Raw genomic sequence first — 16,153 nt, forward strand, 5'->3', positions numbered from 1 at the left:
CGCCCCTTTTCTTTTTATACGGCGAGAATATGTCGAGCTTAGCTTTGCGGGCGCTGCTGGCCGCTTTCCTGCTTTCCCTTGCCTCATCCGTGCTGGCGGCAGGGCCCGTGCTGCTGACCCCCGAGCGCGTCTGGACGGGCGAAGGAGCGGCTCGCAGCGGCTGGTCGGTGCTGGTGGCCGATGGCAAGGTGGCGGCAGCTGGGCCGACGGCCGGCATGACGGTTCCCGCCGGCGCCGAGCGCGTCGATTTGCCGGGCAAGACCCTGCTGCCAGGCCTGATGGACCTGCATTCGCATGTGCTGCTGCATCCGTATAACGAGACCAGCTGGGACGACCAGGTGCTGAAGGAGCCGGAAGCGTATCGCGTGCTGCTGGCCGCGCGCCACGTGCAGGCGCAGCTCCAATCCGGTTTCACCACCTTGCGCGACCTCGGTTCGGAAGGTGCGGGCTATGCCGACGTGTCGCTCAAGCGGGCGATCGAGGAGGGCGTGTTGCCCGGTCCGCGGCTGTTCGTGGCCACGCTGGCGATCGTCGCCAGCAGCAGCTATGGCCCGAGCGCCAGGTCCTACCGGCCCGACATGGTACTGCCGGTCGGCGCGCAGGAGGCAACCGGCGTCGATGAAGTGGTGAAAGCGGTGCGCGAGCAATCCGCGCGCGGCGCCGACTGGATCAAGGTGTACGCCGATTACGGCACCGGCCCGGATGGCTCGGCGCACGCCACTTTCAGCCAGCAGGAACTGGACGCGCTGGTGGCGGCGGCCCACGGTTCGGGGCGGCGCGTGGCGGCCCATGCGGCCACGGATGAAGGCATGCGCCGTGCAGTACTGGCCGGCGTGGACACTATCGAACATGGCTATGGCGGCAGCGAAGCCACCTTCAGGCTGATGGCCGAGCGCAAGGTTGCCTATTTCCCGACCCTGGCTGCGCCGGAAGCGACCAGCCAGTACTTCCAGAAGCATGTGCGGGGCGGAACGCCCACCCCTTCCATGCTGGCCGCCGCGCGGGCGTTCCAGCTGGCGCGCAGGGCGGGCGTGACGATTGGCCTGGGGAGCGACGTGGGCGTATTTGCCCACGGCGGCAGCGCGCGCGAGGCCGAATGGCTGGTCAAGCTGGGCATGACGCCGACCGAAGCGTTGCGGGCAGCGACCGTGGTCAATGCCGGGGTGCTGGACCGGGCGGGCTCGCTGGGCCAGGTAAAGCCGGGCTACCTGGCGGACCTGATGGCAGTGGAGGGCGATCCGACGGCCGATATTGCGGCCCTGTACCGTGTTGCCTTTGTGATGAAAGGCGGCATCGTCTATCGAAACGTGCGATGATGAAGTATGTCCGCGATTCCCTTATTCCCCTTGCATACGGTGCTTTATCCGGATGGGTACCTGCCGTTGCAAATCTTCGAGGTGCGCTACCTCGACATGGTGAAGCGTTGCATCGAACATAAGGAAGATTTCGGCGTCGTGGCGCTGGTGCAGGGCGATGAGGTGCGCAAGCCGGACCAGCACGAGACCCTGTGCGCGGTGGGCACCATGGCGCATATCGGGGAATGGAAGGCGATCTTGCCGGGCCTGATGCAGTTGCGCTGCAGCGGGCGGCAGCGCTTCCGCATTGTCGCCGCCGAACAGCTGAAGCACGGCCTGTGGATGGCGGATGTGGCACCGATCGACGATGACATGTCGGTGCCGGTGCCTTCCGAGCAGCAGGATGTGGCGGATAGCCTTGGCATCCTGATCCAGACCTTGCAGGAGCGGGGCATACCGGCCGGGCAGATGCCGATGCAGGCGCCTTATCGCCTGCAGGAGGCGGGCTGGGTGGCCAACCGCTGGTGCGAATTGCTGCGCCTGTCGCTGGCGCAGAAACAGCTCTTGCTGGCGCAGGAGAACCCGGTCCTGCGGCTGGAGCTGGTGCAGGATGTGATGGTTGAACATGGCCTGCTGAATTAGGCCATCGCTGGCTCTATGCGCGTTCCGGCGCCCCGCGCTACACTGGGCGCATGTACCTTCCTGCTGCTTTCGCTGAAGACCGACTTGAGGTCAAACATGGGCTGATCCGGGCGTATCCGCTCGGCATGCTGCTTATTCCTGGTGCCGTGCCGACGGCCGACCTGGTGCCGTTTGCGCTTTATCCCGATGAGGGAGAGGCGGGGCTAGGCATGCTGCGGGCGCATATTGCGCGCGCCAATCCTGCATGGAAGGCGCTGGCCGCCGGCGGCGAGTGCCTGGTAGTGTTCCAAGGTCCAGAGGCTTATATCAGCCCTGCCTGGTACGCATCCAAGACGACGTCGCACAAGGTGGTGCCGACCTGGAATTACGCGATGGTGCAGGTGCGGGGAAGGGCTAGGGTCGTTGAGGATGCGGCGTGGCTCGGGCAGCAGCTGCGTGCCTTGACGGCCCTGCAGGAGGGCGCCATGCCGGAGCCTTGGGAAGTAGACGATGCGCCGCTCGATTTCATCGAAGGCTTGCTGAAGGCAATTATCGGCATCGAGATTCCCATTGCGTCCATCGAGGGGAAATGGAAAGTCAGCCAGAACCGCGGCAAGGCGGATGCCGAAGGCGTGGTCGCGGGCCTGAATTCGCGCGCCGCAGCGGCCGGCGAGGGGGCGGCGGCGATGGCTGCGCTGGTGGCGGAGCGCATCGCGCCTGACTTCAGGCAGGACTGAGTTCTTCTTCCCGGGCGTGGACGTGCATCGACCACGTCACGCCCGCGATCAGCAGCACAATGGCGGCGATTTCCAGCGGGCGCGGGAACTGCTGCTTGTAGATAAAGCCATACATCAGCGCAAACAGGGTCTCGAACAGGATCAACTGGCCGGACAGGGTGATCGGCACCCGGCGGCTGGCGACGTTCCATAGGTGGTTGCCGATTACCGAGGCGCCGAGAGCCAGCAGGCTATTGCAGATCCAGAACAGCGTCCAATCGCGTCCCGAGGCCGCACCGGCGGCGCCAGTGACGTCGCCATGGAAGACCGCGAACGCCATCGCGCCCACCACCAGGGCAATCAGACCGCTCGACAGGCCGTACAGTGCCGACCACTCCGCGCTGCTGTAATGCGGATTGCGTTTCAGGTAGCGTGCGTTATCCAGCGCGTACCAGCTCCAGCACAGCAAAGCGCCGCTCGCACACGCCACGCCGATCACCGTATTCAGCATGGAGGCGCCGGCAGCGGCAGCGTGCTGGAACACGTCGATATTGATGCAGGCGATGCCGGTCGCCGTCACCAGCAAGGGCATGGCCAGCTGGCGCAGCGGCACCGCGCCATGGTCGTTGCGCCCCATCAGGGTCACGGCAATCGGCAGCACGCCGATGATCAGGGAAGTCGGCGCCACTCCCGCCAACTTGACGCCTACCGCAAGGAACATGTAGTAGACCAGGTTGCCGGCTAGGGCGTGCCGCAGCAGTGCGAAATAGTCGTCGCGCTCCAGGCGGCCGACCAGGTTGCGCAGGCGTGGCAGCATCAGGACGAAGGCGATGGCGCCATAGGCGAGGTAGCGGCCGACCGCCATCTCGAGCGGCGTAAAGGCCGCCAGCAGCTCCGGCACGATGAACACCATGCCCCACATCGCGCCTGCCAGCAGGCCGCATACTACGCCAGTCCACATGCAATATTTCCCAAATTAAACCTGCGACAGTGTCGCACAGCTTGCGATATCTTGCTGAATCATGGACAAGACGTTGATCGCCGCGTTGCAGCGCGAGGCGCGGCCATTGGAAACTGCGGAGGACCTGGACTACCTGCTCGACTGCATCGGCGACGCTTCGCTGGTGCTGCTGGGCGAAGCCACTCACGGCACCCAGGAGTTCTACCGCCTGCGCGCCGACATCAGCAAGCGTCTGATCGTCGACAAGGGTTTCGACGCCATCGCGGTCGAAGCCGACTGGCCGGACGCCTTGCGCGTCAGCCGCTACGTGCAGCATGGCGGCGACGACATGAGCGCCGACCAGGCGCTGTCAGGATTCAAGCGCTTTCCACAATGGATGTGGCGCAACCATGAAATCGTGGCGCTGGTGAACTGGCTGCGGGGGCACAACCACCACGTCGCCAGTCCGGCGCGCCGTTGCGGCTTCTATGGCCTGGACTTGTACAGCCTGCAGCAGTCGATGCATGCAGTGATCGACTACCTCGACCAGGCCGACCCGGAAGCGGCGGCCCGCGCGCGCCAGCGTTACGGCTGCATCGACCATTTCGCGGAAGACCCGCAACGCTACGGCTACGCCGCCAGCTTTGGCATGAAGCCCGATTGCGAGGCCGAAGTGCTGCGCCAGCTGGTCGACATGAACCGCGTAGCCAACGAACACCTGCGCACCGGCACGGTGCCGGATGAATTCTTCTACGCCCAGCAGAACGCGCGCGTGACCCGCAATGCGGAGGTGTATTACCGCGCCATGTTCAAGGGCCGCGACGAATCGTGGAATGTGCGTGATTCGCACATGGCGGAAACCCTGCAGGCGCTGCGAGAGCACCTGGGCCAGAGCATCGGCCGGCCGGCGCGCATCGTGGTGTGGGCGCATAACTCGCACCTGGGCGACGCGCGCCACACCGAAATGGGCAAGCATGGCCAGTTGAACCTGGGGCAACTGGTGCGCGAGCGTTACCGGCCGCAGGACAGCTTCCTGCTTGGCTTCACCACGCATGCGGGCAGTGTGACGGCAGCGAGCGACTGGGACGGCCCGGCCGAGCTGAAATCCATCGTGCCGTCCAGGCCCGACAGCGTGGAACGCGTGCTGCACGAGGTGGGCATGCCGGCCATCCTGTTGCCGCTGCGAGGGCGCAACAGCGCCTTGGCGCGGGCAGGCGGGCGCTTGCTGGAAAGGGCGATCGGAGTGATCTACCGGCCCGATACCGAACGCATGAGCCACTACTTCCTGGCGGACGCGGAGCAGCAGTTCGATGCATTGATCCACATCGACCGTACCACGGCACTCAGGCCGCTGGAGCGTTCAGCCCTGTGGCGCCACGAGGAACCGGCCGAGACTTACCCATCCGGCTTGTAGCGCGACCAGGGTTGCCAGGTTCGCGATGACCGTGAGCCAGAACTTGAGCAGGAATTCGGTCTTGGAAGATTTGTGGCGCAGCAGCTGCTGCGCCGCGAGAGCGCCGGGCCAGCCGCCGGCCAGGCCAAGCAAGAGCAGCGTGCGCTCGGGCATGCGTCGGAGGCCCCGGCGGGCGGCCGACTTGTCGAGCGCATACGCGATGAAGCACGCCGCGCTGGCGATTGCATACAGCGCGGCGATGAACAGCATCAGAAGTAGTTCAGGCCCAGTGCGGTCTTGACTTCATCGGTGGTGCGGGCGGCAACTTCGCGCGCGCGCATGGTGCCTTCCTTCAGCACCTGCATGATGTAGCCCTTGTCCTTGGCCAGTTCTTCGCGGCGGGCGCGGATCGGGGCCAGCATGTCCTGCAGCACGGCTTCCAGGCGCTTCTTGACGACGGAGTCGCCCAGGCCGCCGCGCACGTAGTGGTCCTTCATCTCCTGCAGGCTGGCCTTGTCGGTGTCGAAGGCATCGAGGTAGATGAAGGCGACGTTGCCCTCCAGGTGGCCGGGGTCGGACACTTTCAGGTGCAGCGGGTCGGTGTAGACCATTTTCACGGCGGCGGTGATTTCGGCGGCGCTGGCACCCAGGTTGATCACGTTGCCCAGCGACTTGGACATTTTTGCCTTGCCGTCGATGCCAGGCAGGCGGCCCACTTCCGGCACCACGGCCTTGCACTCGACCAGGATGTCCTTGTTGGCCAGGCGGTTGAACTTGCGCACGATCTCGTTGGTCTGCTCGATCATCGGGATCTGGTCTTCGCCGACCGGCACGATGGTTGCCTTGAAGGCGGAGATGTCGGCAGCTTGCGAAGCAGGGTAGGTCAGGAAGCCGGCCGGAATGTCGCGTTCAAAGCCGCGCAGCACGATTTCCTGCTTCACGGTCGGGTTGCGCTCCAGGCGCGCCACGGTGACCATGTTCAGGTAATAGAAAGTCAGTTCGGCCAGTTCCGGGATTTGCGACTGGATCAGGATGGTCGACTTGGCCGGGTCGATGCCGCAAGCCAGGTAGTCCAGCGCCACTTCCACCACATTACGGTGCACCTTGTTGGTGTCTTCCATATTGTCGGTCAGCGCCTGCGAGTCGGCCAGCATGATGAACTGCTGGTAGTCGTCCTGGTAGGAAACGCGGTTGCGCAGGCTGCCGACGAAGTGGCCGAGGTGCAACGGTCCGGTCGGACGGTCGCCGGTCAGGATGATTGGTTTGGAATTGGATGCTGGCTGGATCATAGGGTTCTTTCTCTTGCCCCTACCGATTGCGCCAAGAAAAACGCCACCTGGTCAGAGGCGGCGCTGATATTAAAATCACATCACTTTGCAGTGGCCGCGCGATGTCAGCGGCGCCACCAATTGCGGGAAAACAGATGTGATTGGAAAAATTTCATCCCGCAATGGTTACAGTTCAGCGCGGCCCTGTCAAGCCCGCTTAATAGCGGTTGGGGTTGTTGGGTCGGTCGTCCACCCGGTTAGGGACGCCGTCGTTGTCGCGATCGCGGTCATAGCGGTTGGGGATGCCGTCATGGTCACGGTCGCCGCGCTCCCAGCGGCCGCGCTCCATGCGCCAGCGACCATTGTCCATCTGGGCCCAGGCCGGTTCGCGCCAATAATAGCCGTGACGGGCACGTACGTATTTGCCGTTGACCCAGACGTGGCGGTGGCCGTTCCAGCGCCAATAGCCCGGCGTCCATACGAAGCCGGAACGTGCAGGGGGAATCACTTCTTCTCGTGGTGGCGGTGGAGCAACACGGACTACGACCACATCGGCGCTGGCGGCCGGTGCAAAGGCCAGGCCGCCGCCCAGGGAACCCGCCAGAAGGGTGGCGATGAGCAATTTTTTCATGATTGGCTCCTTCGATTTCATCATAGGGGCCATTTTTGCTGGGGCTGCCGCGGCCGTATGTGCGCGCACTAGCTTTCATATCAGCATTGATTTTCTAGTAATATTGCAAGGTTCATGCCCCACCGGAGTTCCCATGCGTAGTTGCCTCACCCTTATTTCTTTGCTGCTGGCCTCCCATGCAGGCGCGCAAACCTCGCCAATGGCGCCGGATATCATGTCCGGCTTCGAGGCGCCGCAAGAGCAGGCCGATTACGTCAAACGCGTAGTGATGGTCCCGATGCGCGATGGCGTGCGCCTGCATACCGTGATCGTGGTGCCGAAGGGCGCCAGCAAGGCGCCGATCATCCTGACCCGTACGCCCTACAACGCAGATGGCCGCGCGCGTCGCAATGTCAGCCCTTATATGCAGTCTTCGCTGCCGCAGGGCGACGAAGTATTCGGACGCGATTTCATCCGCGTGTTCCAGGATGTGCGCGGCAAATACGGCTCCGAAGGTGATTACGTGATGAACCGCCCCGTGCGCGGCCCGCTGAATACCAGCCAGACCGATCATGGCACCGATGCCTGGGACACTATCGACTGGCTGGTGAAAAACGTGCCGGAAACGAACGGCAAGGTCGGCATGATCGGTTCTTCGTATGAAGGCTTTACCGTGCTGATGGCGCTGACCGAGCCGCATCCGGCGCTGAAAGCGGCGGTGCCAATGAGCGCGATGGTGGACGGCTGGCGCGGCGACGACTGGTTCCACAATGGCGCCTTCCGCGTCAATACGCTGGACTATATCGCCAGCCAGAATACGGTGAAGGCCCGCGGCGAGCCGCTGGCGACCGGGGCGTATGACGATTACGACGTGGTGCTGCGCGGCGGCTCGGTGGCAGGCCTGGCGCGCAAATATGGGCTGGACCAGCTCAATTTCACCAGGAAGCTGTTCGAGCATCCCGCTTACGACAGCTTCTGGCAGGAGCAGGCGCTAGACCGCATCCTGGCCAAGCGTCCTTTATCCGTGCCGACCATGCACGTGGTAGGGCAGTGGGACCAGGAAGATATCTACGGCACTTACGCGACTTACGCTGCGCTGGAAAAGCAGGACAAGGACAATAAGCTGAACTTCCTCGCGATCGGGCCATGGCGCCACAGCGGCGTCAATTACGACGGCTCCTCGCTGGGCCCCTTGCAGTTCACTGGCGATACGGCGCTGGAATTCCGGCGCGATGTGATGGTGCCGTTCCTGAAACAATACCTGGTTGACGGCGCGCCAGCTGTGGATACTCCACCGGTACTGACCTACCAGACCGGCAGCAACAAGTGGCAGCGACTGCCTCAATGGCCGGTGTCATGCGCGACGGGCTGCGCGTCGGCGGCAAAGGCGGTCTACTTGCAGGATGGCTTCAAGCTGTCATGGTCGCAGGCGGGCAATGCCAAGGGCTTCGACGAGTATGTGGCCGATCCGGCCAAGCCGGTGCCTTTCGTGCCGCGTCCTGTGCGCATGAGTGATGAAAACGTGTGGAAGCCCTGGCTGGTGCAGGACCAGCGTTTCGTCAGCGACCGTACCGACGTGTTGAGCTATGTGTCGGAGCCCTTGAAAGAGCCGCTGGTGCTGTCCGGCGCGCCTCAGGTGCACTTGCTGGCGTCGACCTCGGGCAGCGATGCGGACTGGGTGGTGAAGGTGATCGACGTTTATCCGGACGAGGTGCCGTCGCAGCCCAAACTGGGCGGCTACCAGTTGCCGCTGTCGATGGATATCCTGCGCGGGCGCTATCGCGACAGCTTCGAGAAGCCGTCGGCTATTCCGTCGAACAAGCCGGTGCAGTTCAACTTCGCCCTGCCGCCGGTGAACCACGTCGTGCTGCCGGGGCATCGCCTGATGATCCAGGTGCAGTCAAGCTGGTTCCCCCTATACGACCGTAATCCGCAGACTTTTGTGCCGAACATCTTCCTCGCTGCGCCGGGCGATTACAAGAAGGCGACGCAGCGCGTGTTCCATGGCAGCTCGGTAGAGTTGCCGGTGGTAGGGAAGTAATGGATTCCACACAGGCATGTCAGGAGAAATCATGAAAATTCGCTGGGTCGAATCGACCGAACAGCTCGATTGGGAAGAGATGTCGGAGCTGTATCGCATCGCACCGCTTGGAATCAAGAGCGGCGAGTGGCTGAAGACCGGTTATTCGAACAGCATGTTCAAGTGCATTGCGTTCGACGGCGAACGAATCGTCGCCGCGGGGCGCGCTGTTGCTGATGGCGTCGATTGCTCCTATCTTTGCGACATTGTGGTTCACCCGGGTTACCAAGGTTCGGGGCTCGGCAAAGAACTCATACAAAGACTGGTCGACTTGTCCAGGGGCCACCGAAAGATAATCCTTTATGCCGTTCCTGGGAAAGAGCCATTCTACGAAAAGTTCGGATTTCGCCGCATGAACACGGCCATGGCGATATTTGCAGACCCTCAGAAGGCGGCCGCAGACGGCTATACAGAGTGAGATGTACTCATACTTTATGAACTCTAGAAAGGAGGTTCGTTCAAATGCTGCACACAGCTAACTGCCGAATCACAAATAATGGAGCAACATATGCAAGTACATATCTTCAGAGGTCCCGGCCGCATCTTCGGCTTTACCGCACAACCATCGGGTGAAAACCTGCCCCCAAAGTATGCGCCATGGTCCGAATTCAAGACCATTGAGCTTCGGAAGGGCGAACACACACCAGGCGTTGATGCGAACGAGTGCCTTAGCGACATAGAGACTTATGGAGTACACGTCACCGATGCCCATGCCCGCATTACTGAGGACGCATTGCGTTGAGTGGCCGGCACAAAGTGGTGAAGGGCAACGCCAGGACCGCGATGTCTTTCATGCCGTTTTCCGCTGCTCTTGTCTTGGATCGCGTGTAGAGGGAGTTCCAGAAAAACAGCGGAAAACAGCAGAAAACAGCGGGTCATTTCAGCGGAAACGCCATAGGCAGCCAATTCGATTTGCCTCTACCGATGCCGGGTGTCGCAATCTAGGCCAGGCGCATCAGGACGGCGCCGGCGGCAATGGCTGCAATGGCGAGGGCGCGCTTGCGGCCTATGCGTTCGGACAGGAAGAACTTGGCGATCAATGCGGCAAACAGGATCGAAGTCTCGCGCAGGGCTGCGACGGCGGCGAGAGGGGCGACCGTCATTGCCCACAAGGCCAGGCCGTATGCGCCAAGTGTGCCGGCGCCGCCGAGGATGGCGACGTGCCAGAATTGTCTGGCGTAGGCGCGCAGTTCACGCGGACAGCGGAACAGGCACCAGGCCAGCAGCCCGATGGCGCTCAGAACGTGCAGCCACATCACATAAGCTGCGGGAGCGGCGGAGGCGCGGGCGCCGAGGCCGTCGAGCAGTGTATAAGCGGCGATGACGAGGGCATTCAGCAAGGCGTAGACGCTTGCGCGGCGGCGAGAACCTGCATCTGCGCCGTCGCCGTCAGCGCGACGTGTGGCGAACCAAAGGCCGAAGATGCCGCCGCTGATGCACGCCACGGCGGCGTATTGGGGCGTGCTAAGGTGCTCGCCCAGCAGGGGCACGCTGGCGATGGCGACCAGCAGCGGGGCGCTGCCGCGCATCAGCGGGTAGGCGTGGCTCATATCGCCGTGGCGGTAGGCTGCGGCGAGCAAGCCGTAGTAAGCGTAGTGGATGACCGTGGAGGCCAGCGCGTATGGCCAGCTAGCGGCGGCGGGTTGCGCGAGGAAGGGCAGCAGCGGTAGCGAGATCAGTCCGGCGCCGCTGGCCACCAGCACGCTGCTCAGGAAGGGATCGCGGCCTTTCTTGACCAGCGCATTCCAGCCCGCGTGCAGCAGCGCGCCGCACAGGACGATGGCGACGACCGACGGTGCCATCAGCGGGGGCGCACGCTTTCGGCGAGGATTTCCGGGCGGTGGTAGCGCTGGAAGCCTTCCATCACCACGTTCGATTTGGCGGCGCGTTCCAGCAATTCGAGCAGCACGGCGCGGTCGTCGGGGTCCAGCGAAGAGCGGGAAACGTAGACGCCGGTCTGCTGCCATGGCAGTTCGGGAATCGGCTCCATGCGCAGCCGGTCCAGCATGCCGTTTACCCGCGCCTCCCGGTTGATGGCGCCGGCCAGGATGGTCGGCCCCATGATGGTGACGTCCACCGCGCCAACGTATAGCAGGCGGGCAACTGCGCTAGGCTCCACTTCGGTGAACAGGCGGCCCTGGCGCGCCAGTTCGCGCACGATGGCCTGGTAGGCATCGCCATAGTCATAGCCGCGCACGATAGCCACGCGCAGGTCGCGCCGGTCCAGCAAGTCCTGGGCATTGGTGATTTGCGGGCGCGGGCTTTGCAGGGAAACCAGTACGGCGCGGTGCCCCACCATCGGCACGAAGATGCCGTTGACGTCGCGCGCCGGCGTGCGGGTGGCCGGCACCAGCAGGTCGGCCCTGCCGGATTCGAACAGCAGTTCCTGCCGGGCGCGCGGGACCGAGCTGAAAACGAAGTGGCAGCCTGCGCGCGGGCCAAGGCTGCGGAATATCTCCGGATAGATTCCGCTGTACGTCCCGTTGTTGACGATGACGCTGACACCGGCGGTCGATACCGGCACTACGATGTCGCGCGAGCAGTCGGCATGGGATGGCAAGGCCGCCGCCGCCAGTGGCAGGGCGGCGAGCAACTGGCGGAAGAAGCTGTGCGCGCGTCCGGTCATAGGCTGATTATGCGCCTGTTTCCGAAGTCGCCGTCGTGGCCATATGGTGTTGGCGGAAGTAGCGCCGGGCGACGACAATGCCGACCGCCTGCATCGCGGCGCACAGGAAGAAGGTGCTGCCGATGCGCCAGTCGCTCGGGGGCAGGTGGCTGACCGTGCCGAGGATGGCGCCGCCCAGCAAAGGCATGATCACCGTGCCAAGGCTGCTGATCGACTGCAGGGAGCCCATCAGCTCGCCCTGTTCGTTGGCGGGCGTCGCTTTGGATACGATGCCTTGCAGCGCCGGGCCGGCGGCGAAGGCCAGCAGATTGCACAGGATGAAGACATACATCATCCAGCCGTGCGTGGCCAGGCCATACAGCATGTAGGTGATGGCGCCCGAGGTCAGGCCGAGCAGCGACAGGCGTACCTCGCCGAACTTGCGGATCAAGACCCCGAGCAGGCCGGCCTGCACCACCGCTGCCGTCAGGCCAACGCAGAACAGCGCCGCGCCGTTCTCCGCCGGGCTCCAGCCGAAGCGGAAGTGGGTGTACAGCACCCAGGTCGACTGCAGCATCATTTGCGCGCCGGTCACCAGGGCGAAAGTGATGACCAGGCCGCGGATATCCTGGCGCCGGGCCAACTTGGCCAGCGAGTTGAACGGGTTGACCGACACCAGCTTGAATTTGCTGCGCTGTGCTTGCGGCAGCGATTCGGGCACGAAGAAGTAACCGTAGATGAAGTTGGCGAACGATAGCGCCGCCGCGACGTAGAAAGGCAGGTGCAGGTTGACGTCGCCCAGCAAGCCGCCCAGCATCGGCCCGCAGATGAAGCCCAGGCCGAAAGTGGCGCCGATCTTGCCGAAGCTCTTGGCGCGGTCTTCGTGGGTGGAAATGTCGGAAGCATAGGCTGAGGCCACCGACATGCTGGCCGACGACATGCCGCCGATCACGCGGCCGATGAACAGGCAGGCCAGGTTGGGCGCCCAGGCCGTGGTGAGGAAATTGATGCCCATGCCAGCCATGGAATACAGCAGCACGGGGCGGCGGCCGACACGGTCGCTGATCGCGCCCAGCATCGGCATGAAGATGAACTGCAGCAGGCCGAAGGTGGCACCCAGGATGCCGTACCACAGCGCGTGCAGTTCGCGGTCCTGCACATACTGGCCAACCAGGATCGGCAGCACCGGCACGATGATCCCGATGCCCAGCATGTCGATGAAGATGCTGACCAGGACGAAGTTCAGGTTGCCTGTTGATTTGGTCTCTGGCGCAAGCTCGCTCATGCTGCCACCGCCCATTCTGCGACGAAGCTGTCGCGGAACGCCAGCAGCTCTCGCAGGCGTTGTTCGCCCAGCGCGCGGCCGGCGGCAGTCTGCATGGTGCCGGGCAGGGTGGCCAGTTTCACTTCGATGTGGTCGAGCGAATAAATCTTGTCGTTGCGTACCCGATTGATGGCCAGCGGATCGTCCGCGTGGGCCAGTGCGGCGCCCATGCGGCCAGCAATATAAAACATGCGCGCCAGGCCGACGGCGCCGAGTGCGTCGAGGCGGTCGGCGTCTTGCACGATGCGCGCTTCCAACGTGGTTGGCTGCAGCGCGGCGGAAAAACTGTGGGTTTCGATGGCGTGAGCCACCGCCTCCAGCCGCTCAGGCGGGAAGCCTGCTTCGGCCAGCTGGATGCGAGCCAGGGCCGCTGCCTGGCGCGAGGCGAGGTGGCGTTCGGGATGGTTTTTCGGCAGGTTGACCAGGTCGTGCAGGTAGCAGGCTGCCATCACGACCAGGTGGTCGGCAGCGGGAAGCTGTTCCAGCAACAGCTTGGCGTTGCGCCATACCCGATGCAAGTGATTTGTGTCGTGGGCGCCGTCGTCGCCCGCTGCTGCGCTGGCCAGCGCGACCAGGCGCGGCTGCCAAGTGCTCAGAGAGATATCCATAAAACCTTGTTTCGTTTTTAGCTGCGCAATTGTGCCATGTATTTATCACAAGCTTGTATGTTTCTCTAGAGCAAAATTCTTGGTGATTATTTTATTGGTCTACGGTAACATTATACGGTCATCGTTCATAAGTGAAAAATTATCATGACTACAACTACCAGCCAAGCTGCCGAGTTCCTGGCGTTTACCCTGGGCCAGGAAGAATACGGCATCGATATCCAGAAGGTCAGCGAGATTCGCAGCTACGAGAACCCGACCCGCATCGCCAGCGCGCCGGACTACGTGAAGGGCGTGATCAACCTGCGCGGCCTGATCGTGCCGATCATCGACATGCGCGTGCGCTTCCAGCTTGGCGAGCCGACCTACGGCCCGTTTACGGTGGTCATCATCCTGCACATCGGCACCCGCACCGTGGGTATCGTGGTCGATGCCGTGTCCGACGTGACGACCCTGCAGCCGGAACAGATCAAGGCGGCGCCCGACATCAGCGGTTCGATGGATACTGAATACATCACCGGCCTGGGCACCATCGATGACCGCATGCTGATCCTGGTTGATATTGAACGCCTGATGTCTTCGGCTGACATGGGCCTGATCGAGAAGATGGCGGCATGAACTTCCTGAACAACCTGAGCATCGGCAAGCGCCTGGCGTTCGGCTTTGCCGTGACGCTAGCCCTGTCCATCGTGATCGCCGCCATCGGCGTCTGGCGCCTGCAGCAAGTGGCCGGCGCCACGCGCCACATGATGGAGACGCCGCTGGCGAAAGAGCGCATGATCTCCGACTGGTATTCGAAGATCGATAGCGCGATCCGCCGCACTACGGCAATTGCCCGCAGCAGCGACGCCTCGCTGGGCTCCTTCTTTGCCGAGGAATCAAAAGCATCAAGCGCCACTTCGGCCGAGCTGCAGAAGAAAATCGAACCGCTGATCAGCGACGCCGACGAGAAAGCCTTGTGGGAGCGCGTGATGGAACAGCGCAAGGCCTATATCGCGTCGCGCGACAAGGTGGCCAAGCTGAAGACCGACGGTGAGCTGGAACAGGCGAACGAAGTCTTCGAGAAGACTTACCGCCCGGCTGCCGCGCAGTACCAGGAGCTGGTGCAGGACCTGCTGTCGATGCAGCGCGGGAAGATCGACGCCATCGGCAAGGAAATCGACAGTATTTCTTCCACTAGCCGCAGCCTGCTGACGGTATTGGCGGTGCTGGCCGTGGCCTTTGGCGCGGCGTGCGCCTTCATGCTCACCAAGGGCATCACCACGCCGCTGTCGCGCGCAGTCGAGGCGGCGCGCCGTGTGGCGGGGGGCGACCTGACCGGCGACATCCGCGTCCATGGCAACGACGAAACCGCCCAGTTGCTGGGCGCCTTGCGCGACATGAACCAGGCCTTGCTGAACATCGTCGGCGAAGTGCGTAACGGCACCCATTCGATCACGATCGCCTCCAGCGAGATCGCGGCCGGCAACCAGGACCTGTCAGCCCGTACCGAGCAGCAGGCCGCGTCGCTGGAAGAAACCGCGTCGTCGATGGAAGAACTGACTTCGACCGTCAAGCAGAATGCCGACAACGCGCGCCAGGCCAACCAACTGGCCGGCGCCGCGGTTTCGGTGGCGCGCAAGGGCGGCAGCGTGGTGTCGGAAGTGGTGGGCACCATGGAGTCGATCGATGCCTCCTCGCGCAAGATCGTGGACATCATCGCCGTGATTGACGGCATCGCGTTCCAGACCAATATCCTGGCGCTGAATGCTGCGGTGGAAGCGGCACGCGCCGGGGAGCAAGGCCGCGGCTTCGCGGTGGTGGCGTCGGAAGTGCGCAACCTGGCACAGCGCTCGGCCGCGGCGGCGAAGGAGATCAAGGAATTGATCGGCGATTCGGTCGAGAAGGTGAATGCCGGTACGCGCCTGGTGTCGGATGCGGGTAACACGATGGAGGAAATCGTCTCCAGCGTGCAGCGCGTGTCGGACATCATCAGCGAAATCACGGCAGCCAGCGCCGAGCAGAGTTCCGGCATCGATGAAGTCTACAAGGCTGTCGGCCAGATGGACCAGGTCACGCAGCAGAATGCCGCCCTGGTGGAAGAAGCGGCAGCTGCCGCCGAATCCATGCAGCACCAGGCCAGCAACCTGGCTGACGCGGTCAGCGTGTTCAAGGTCCGCTAAGCGGCACCTTCACGCACCGCCTGTTGCGACAGGCGGTCCGCGTCGCCATTCCTGTGGCGCGGCAACCAGCGCACGTTCACCAGCGCCAATGCCGCCATCAAATGCCCCACGCGGGCGCGATGTTCTTCCAGCGCTTTGGCGCCTGCCTGCGGCGATAACAGCACATCCTGCACCACCACCTGGCTGTCGCCGTACACCAGCAATTCCGGCACGCCCAGTTCCACCGCCTTTTCCAGCGCAGCGATCAGCGCCAGGTATTCCGCATCGTCGCTGCTGCCGTGGCCTGCGCGGCGGCAGATTTCCACCCGTTCGCCGGCCGGGCCGGACAACAGCACGCCGATGCCGATGCGGCCCGGGTTGGGATGGGCGGAACCGTCGAACCAGGCGCGCCATGCTGCGGGCGAGGCGGTAACGGGCTGGCGCGCGAGTTTTTCAGCGCGCGCACGTTCTTGTTTTATCTGCATAGGTGAGGGGCAGGAAAAGGCCGCCTGGTCCGCGCAACAGCTTGTTGCGGGCCAGGCGGTCATCTTCACG

General features: G+C 63.4%; 18 protein-coding genes. 9 read left to right on the forward strand and 9 right to left on the reverse strand.

Annotated elements, in window-relative coordinates:
* Positions 1-29: 29 nt before the first annotated feature.
* The 3 genes from ACN9MZ_RS14345 to ACN9MZ_RS14355 are packed head-to-tail and all read left to right on the forward strand — an operon-like array spanning position 30 to position 2,653.
* Positions 30-1,316, forward strand: a complete 1,287-nt coding sequence (locus tag ACN9MZ_RS14345) for an amidohydrolase family protein (protein ID WP_426342760.1) — start codon at positions 30-32, stop codon at positions 1,314-1,316.
* Positions 1,317-1,322: 6 nt separating this feature from the next.
* Complete coding sequence (locus ACN9MZ_RS14350; RefSeq protein WP_426171852.1) at positions 1,323-1,937, forward strand: LON peptidase substrate-binding domain-containing protein; 615 nt, start codon at positions 1,323-1,325, stop codon at positions 1,935-1,937.
* Positions 1,938-1,987: 50 nt separating this feature from the next.
* Positions 1,988-2,653: an FMN-binding negative transcriptional regulator gene (locus ACN9MZ_RS14355; RefSeq protein WP_426342761.1), complete on the forward strand. Its 666-nt coding sequence runs from the start codon at positions 1,988-1,990 to the stop codon at positions 2,651-2,653.
* Here the strand turns inward: ACN9MZ_RS14355 and ACN9MZ_RS14360 are convergent.
* Entirely contained in the window at positions 2,640-3,593 is a 954-nt protein-coding gene (locus ACN9MZ_RS14360; protein ID WP_426342762.1) for a DMT family transporter, read from the reverse strand. The genes ACN9MZ_RS14355 and ACN9MZ_RS14360 overlap by 14 nt on opposite strands.
* 61 nt (positions 3,594-3,654) lie before the next feature.
* Here ACN9MZ_RS14360 and ACN9MZ_RS14365 point away from each other — a divergent pair, with 61 nt between their 5' ends.
* Positions 3,655-4,986 carry an erythromycin esterase family protein gene (locus ACN9MZ_RS14365; RefSeq protein WP_426342763.1) on the forward strand — a complete coding sequence of 444 codons (1,332 nt, stop codon included), beginning with the start codon at positions 3,655-3,657 and terminating at the stop codon, positions 4,984-4,986.
* On the opposite strand, the gene ACN9MZ_RS14370 is transcribed toward ACN9MZ_RS14365, so the two are convergent.
* The 3 genes from ACN9MZ_RS14370 to ACN9MZ_RS14380 all read right to left on the reverse strand — a co-directional run bounded on the left by ACN9MZ_RS14370 (position 4,933) and on the right by ACN9MZ_RS14380 (position 6,864).
* Positions 4,933-5,235 (reverse strand): DUF1294 domain-containing protein, encoded by a 303-nt coding sequence (locus tag ACN9MZ_RS14370; RefSeq protein WP_426342764.1) that lies wholly within the window; start codon positions 5,233-5,235, stop codon positions 4,933-4,935. The genes ACN9MZ_RS14365 and ACN9MZ_RS14370 overlap by 54 nt on opposite strands.
* Positions 5,235-6,254, reverse strand: a complete 1,020-nt coding sequence (trpS, locus tag ACN9MZ_RS14375; RefSeq protein WP_426342765.1) for a tryptophan--tRNA ligase — start codon at positions 6,252-6,254, stop codon at positions 5,235-5,237. Before trpS ends, ACN9MZ_RS14370 begins: the two co-directional genes overlap by 1 nt.
* 196 nt (positions 6,255-6,450) lie before the next feature.
* The gene (locus ACN9MZ_RS14380; RefSeq protein ID WP_426342766.1) at positions 6,451-6,864 is read right to left on the reverse strand and encodes a thrombospondin type 3 repeat-containing protein; all 414 of its coding nucleotides are present in this window, start codon (positions 6,862-6,864) and stop codon (positions 6,451-6,453) included.
* A 133-nt stretch (positions 6,865-6,997) separates the two neighbouring features.
* On the opposite strand from ACN9MZ_RS14380, the gene ACN9MZ_RS14385 reads away from it, so the two are divergent.
* The 3 genes from ACN9MZ_RS14385 to ACN9MZ_RS14395 all read left to right on the forward strand — a co-directional run bounded on the left by ACN9MZ_RS14385 (position 6,998) and on the right by ACN9MZ_RS14395 (position 9,665).
* A complete protein-coding gene (locus tag ACN9MZ_RS14385) occupies positions 6,998-8,884 on the forward strand; it encodes a CocE/NonD family hydrolase (protein ID WP_426342767.1) in 1,887 nt (628 codons plus the stop codon).
* 31 nt (positions 8,885-8,915) lie between these two features.
* Positions 8,916-9,341 carry a GNAT family N-acetyltransferase gene (locus tag ACN9MZ_RS14390; RefSeq protein WP_426342768.1) on the forward strand — a complete coding sequence of 142 codons (426 nt, stop codon included), beginning with the start codon at positions 8,916-8,918 and terminating at the stop codon, positions 9,339-9,341.
* Positions 9,342-9,431: 90 nt separating this feature from the next.
* On the forward strand, positions 9,432-9,665 hold the full coding sequence (locus tag ACN9MZ_RS14395) for a hypothetical protein (protein ID WP_426342769.1): 234 nt from the start codon (positions 9,432-9,434) through the stop codon (positions 9,663-9,665).
* Between the two features lie 199 nt (positions 9,666-9,864).
* On the opposite strand, the gene ACN9MZ_RS14400 is transcribed toward ACN9MZ_RS14395, so the two are convergent.
* The 4 genes from ACN9MZ_RS14400 to ACN9MZ_RS14415 are packed head-to-tail and all read right to left on the reverse strand — an operon-like array spanning position 9,865 to position 13,460.
* Positions 9,865-10,725, reverse strand: coding sequence for an EamA family transporter (locus tag ACN9MZ_RS14400; protein ID WP_426342770.1), 861 nt, complete (start codon positions 10,723-10,725; stop codon positions 9,865-9,867).
* Positions 10,725-11,549, reverse strand: a complete 825-nt coding sequence (locus ACN9MZ_RS14405; protein WP_426342771.1) for a substrate-binding periplasmic protein — start codon at positions 11,547-11,549, stop codon at positions 10,725-10,727. Before ACN9MZ_RS14405 ends, ACN9MZ_RS14400 begins: the two co-directional genes overlap by 1 nt.
* A 7-nt stretch (positions 11,550-11,556) precedes the next feature.
* Positions 11,557-12,813, reverse strand: a complete 1,257-nt coding sequence (locus ACN9MZ_RS14410; protein ID WP_426342772.1) for a TCR/Tet family MFS transporter — start codon at positions 12,811-12,813, stop codon at positions 11,557-11,559.
* Positions 12,810-13,460, reverse strand: coding sequence for an HD domain-containing protein (locus tag ACN9MZ_RS14415; protein ID WP_426342773.1), 651 nt, complete (start codon positions 13,458-13,460; stop codon positions 12,810-12,812). Before ACN9MZ_RS14415 ends, ACN9MZ_RS14410 begins: the two co-directional genes overlap by 4 nt.
* 144 nt (positions 13,461-13,604) lie before the next feature.
* Here ACN9MZ_RS14415 and ACN9MZ_RS14420 point away from each other — a divergent pair, with 144 nt between their 5' ends.
* Both ACN9MZ_RS14420 and ACN9MZ_RS14425 read left to right on the forward strand, forming a co-directional pair.
* Entirely contained in the window at positions 13,605-14,075 is a 471-nt protein-coding gene (locus ACN9MZ_RS14420; RefSeq protein ID WP_426342774.1) for a chemotaxis protein CheW, read from the forward strand.
* Positions 14,072-15,619 (forward strand): methyl-accepting chemotaxis protein, encoded by a 1,548-nt coding sequence (locus tag ACN9MZ_RS14425; protein ID WP_426342775.1) that lies wholly within the window; start codon positions 14,072-14,074, stop codon positions 15,617-15,619. The genes ACN9MZ_RS14420 and ACN9MZ_RS14425 overlap by 4 nt, the downstream gene beginning before the upstream one ends.
* On the opposite strand, the gene ACN9MZ_RS14430 is transcribed toward ACN9MZ_RS14425, so the two are convergent.
* Positions 15,616-16,083: a ribonuclease HI family protein gene (locus ACN9MZ_RS14430; RefSeq protein WP_426342776.1), complete on the reverse strand. Its 468-nt coding sequence runs from the start codon at positions 16,081-16,083 to the stop codon at positions 15,616-15,618. The two genes, ACN9MZ_RS14425 and ACN9MZ_RS14430, sit on opposite strands and share 4 nt — an antisense overlap.
* Between the last annotated feature and the right edge of the window lie 70 nt (positions 16,084-16,153).

This window comes from Pseudoduganella sp. S-14 (assembly GCF_049913285.1).
GTDB lineage: Bacteria > Pseudomonadota > Gammaproteobacteria > Burkholderiales > Burkholderiaceae_D > Rugamonas.

What these genes read in the sequence shown, in the direction of transcription:
- ACN9MZ_RS14400 (WP_426342770.1), bottom strand. Translation starts at nt 10,725, where the DNA reads ATGGCACCGTCGGTCGTCGCCATCGTCCTGTGCGGCGCGCTGCTGCAC.
- ACN9MZ_RS14395 (WP_426342769.1), top strand. Translation starts at nt 9,432, where the DNA reads ATGCAAGTACATATCTTCAGAGGTCCCGGCCGCATCTTCGGCTTTACC.
- ACN9MZ_RS14350 (WP_426171852.1), top strand. Translation starts at nt 1,323, where the DNA reads ATGTCCGCGATTCCCTTATTCCCCTTGCATACGGTGCTTTATCCGGAT.
- ACN9MZ_RS14360 (WP_426342762.1), bottom strand. Translation starts at nt 3,593, where the DNA reads ATGTGGACTGGCGTAGTATGCGGCCTGCTGGCAGGCGCGATGTGGGGC.
- ACN9MZ_RS14390 (WP_426342768.1), top strand. Translation starts at nt 8,916, where the DNA reads ATGAAAATTCGCTGGGTCGAATCGACCGAACAGCTCGATTGGGAAGAG.
- ACN9MZ_RS14370 (WP_426342764.1), bottom strand. Translation starts at nt 5,235, where the DNA reads ATGCTGTTCATCGCCGCGCTGTATGCAATCGCCAGCGCGGCGTGCTTC.
- ACN9MZ_RS14410 (WP_426342772.1), bottom strand. Translation starts at nt 12,813, where the DNA reads ATGAGCGAGCTTGCGCCAGAGACCAAATCAACAGGCAACCTGAACTTC.
- ACN9MZ_RS14345 (WP_426342760.1), top strand. Translation starts at nt 30, where the DNA reads ATGTCGAGCTTAGCTTTGCGGGCGCTGCTGGCCGCTTTCCTGCTTTCC.
- ACN9MZ_RS14430 (WP_426342776.1), bottom strand. Translation starts at nt 16,083, where the DNA reads ATGCAGATAAAACAAGAACGTGCGCGCGCTGAAAAACTCGCGCGCCAG.
- trpS (WP_426342765.1), bottom strand. Translation starts at nt 6,254, where the DNA reads ATGATCCAGCCAGCATCCAATTCCAAACCAATCATCCTGACCGGCGAC.
- ACN9MZ_RS14355 (WP_426342761.1), top strand. Translation starts at nt 1,988, where the DNA reads ATGTACCTTCCTGCTGCTTTCGCTGAAGACCGACTTGAGGTCAAACAT.
- ACN9MZ_RS14425 (WP_426342775.1), top strand. Translation starts at nt 14,072, where the DNA reads ATGAACTTCCTGAACAACCTGAGCATCGGCAAGCGCCTGGCGTTCGGC.
- ACN9MZ_RS14405 (WP_426342771.1), bottom strand. Translation starts at nt 11,549, where the DNA reads ATGACCGGACGCGCGCACAGCTTCTTCCGCCAGTTGCTCGCCGCCCTG.
- ACN9MZ_RS14415 (WP_426342773.1), bottom strand. Translation starts at nt 13,460, where the DNA reads ATGGATATCTCTCTGAGCACTTGGCAGCCGCGCCTGGTCGCGCTGGCC.
- ACN9MZ_RS14380 (WP_426342766.1), bottom strand. Translation starts at nt 6,864, where the DNA reads ATGAAAAAATTGCTCATCGCCACCCTTCTGGCGGGTTCCCTGGGCGGC.
- ACN9MZ_RS14420 (WP_426342774.1), top strand. Translation starts at nt 13,605, where the DNA reads ATGACTACAACTACCAGCCAAGCTGCCGAGTTCCTGGCGTTTACCCTG.
- ACN9MZ_RS14385 (WP_426342767.1), top strand. Translation starts at nt 6,998, where the DNA reads ATGCGTAGTTGCCTCACCCTTATTTCTTTGCTGCTGGCCTCCCATGCA.
- ACN9MZ_RS14365 (WP_426342763.1), top strand. Translation starts at nt 3,655, where the DNA reads ATGGACAAGACGTTGATCGCCGCGTTGCAGCGCGAGGCGCGGCCATTG.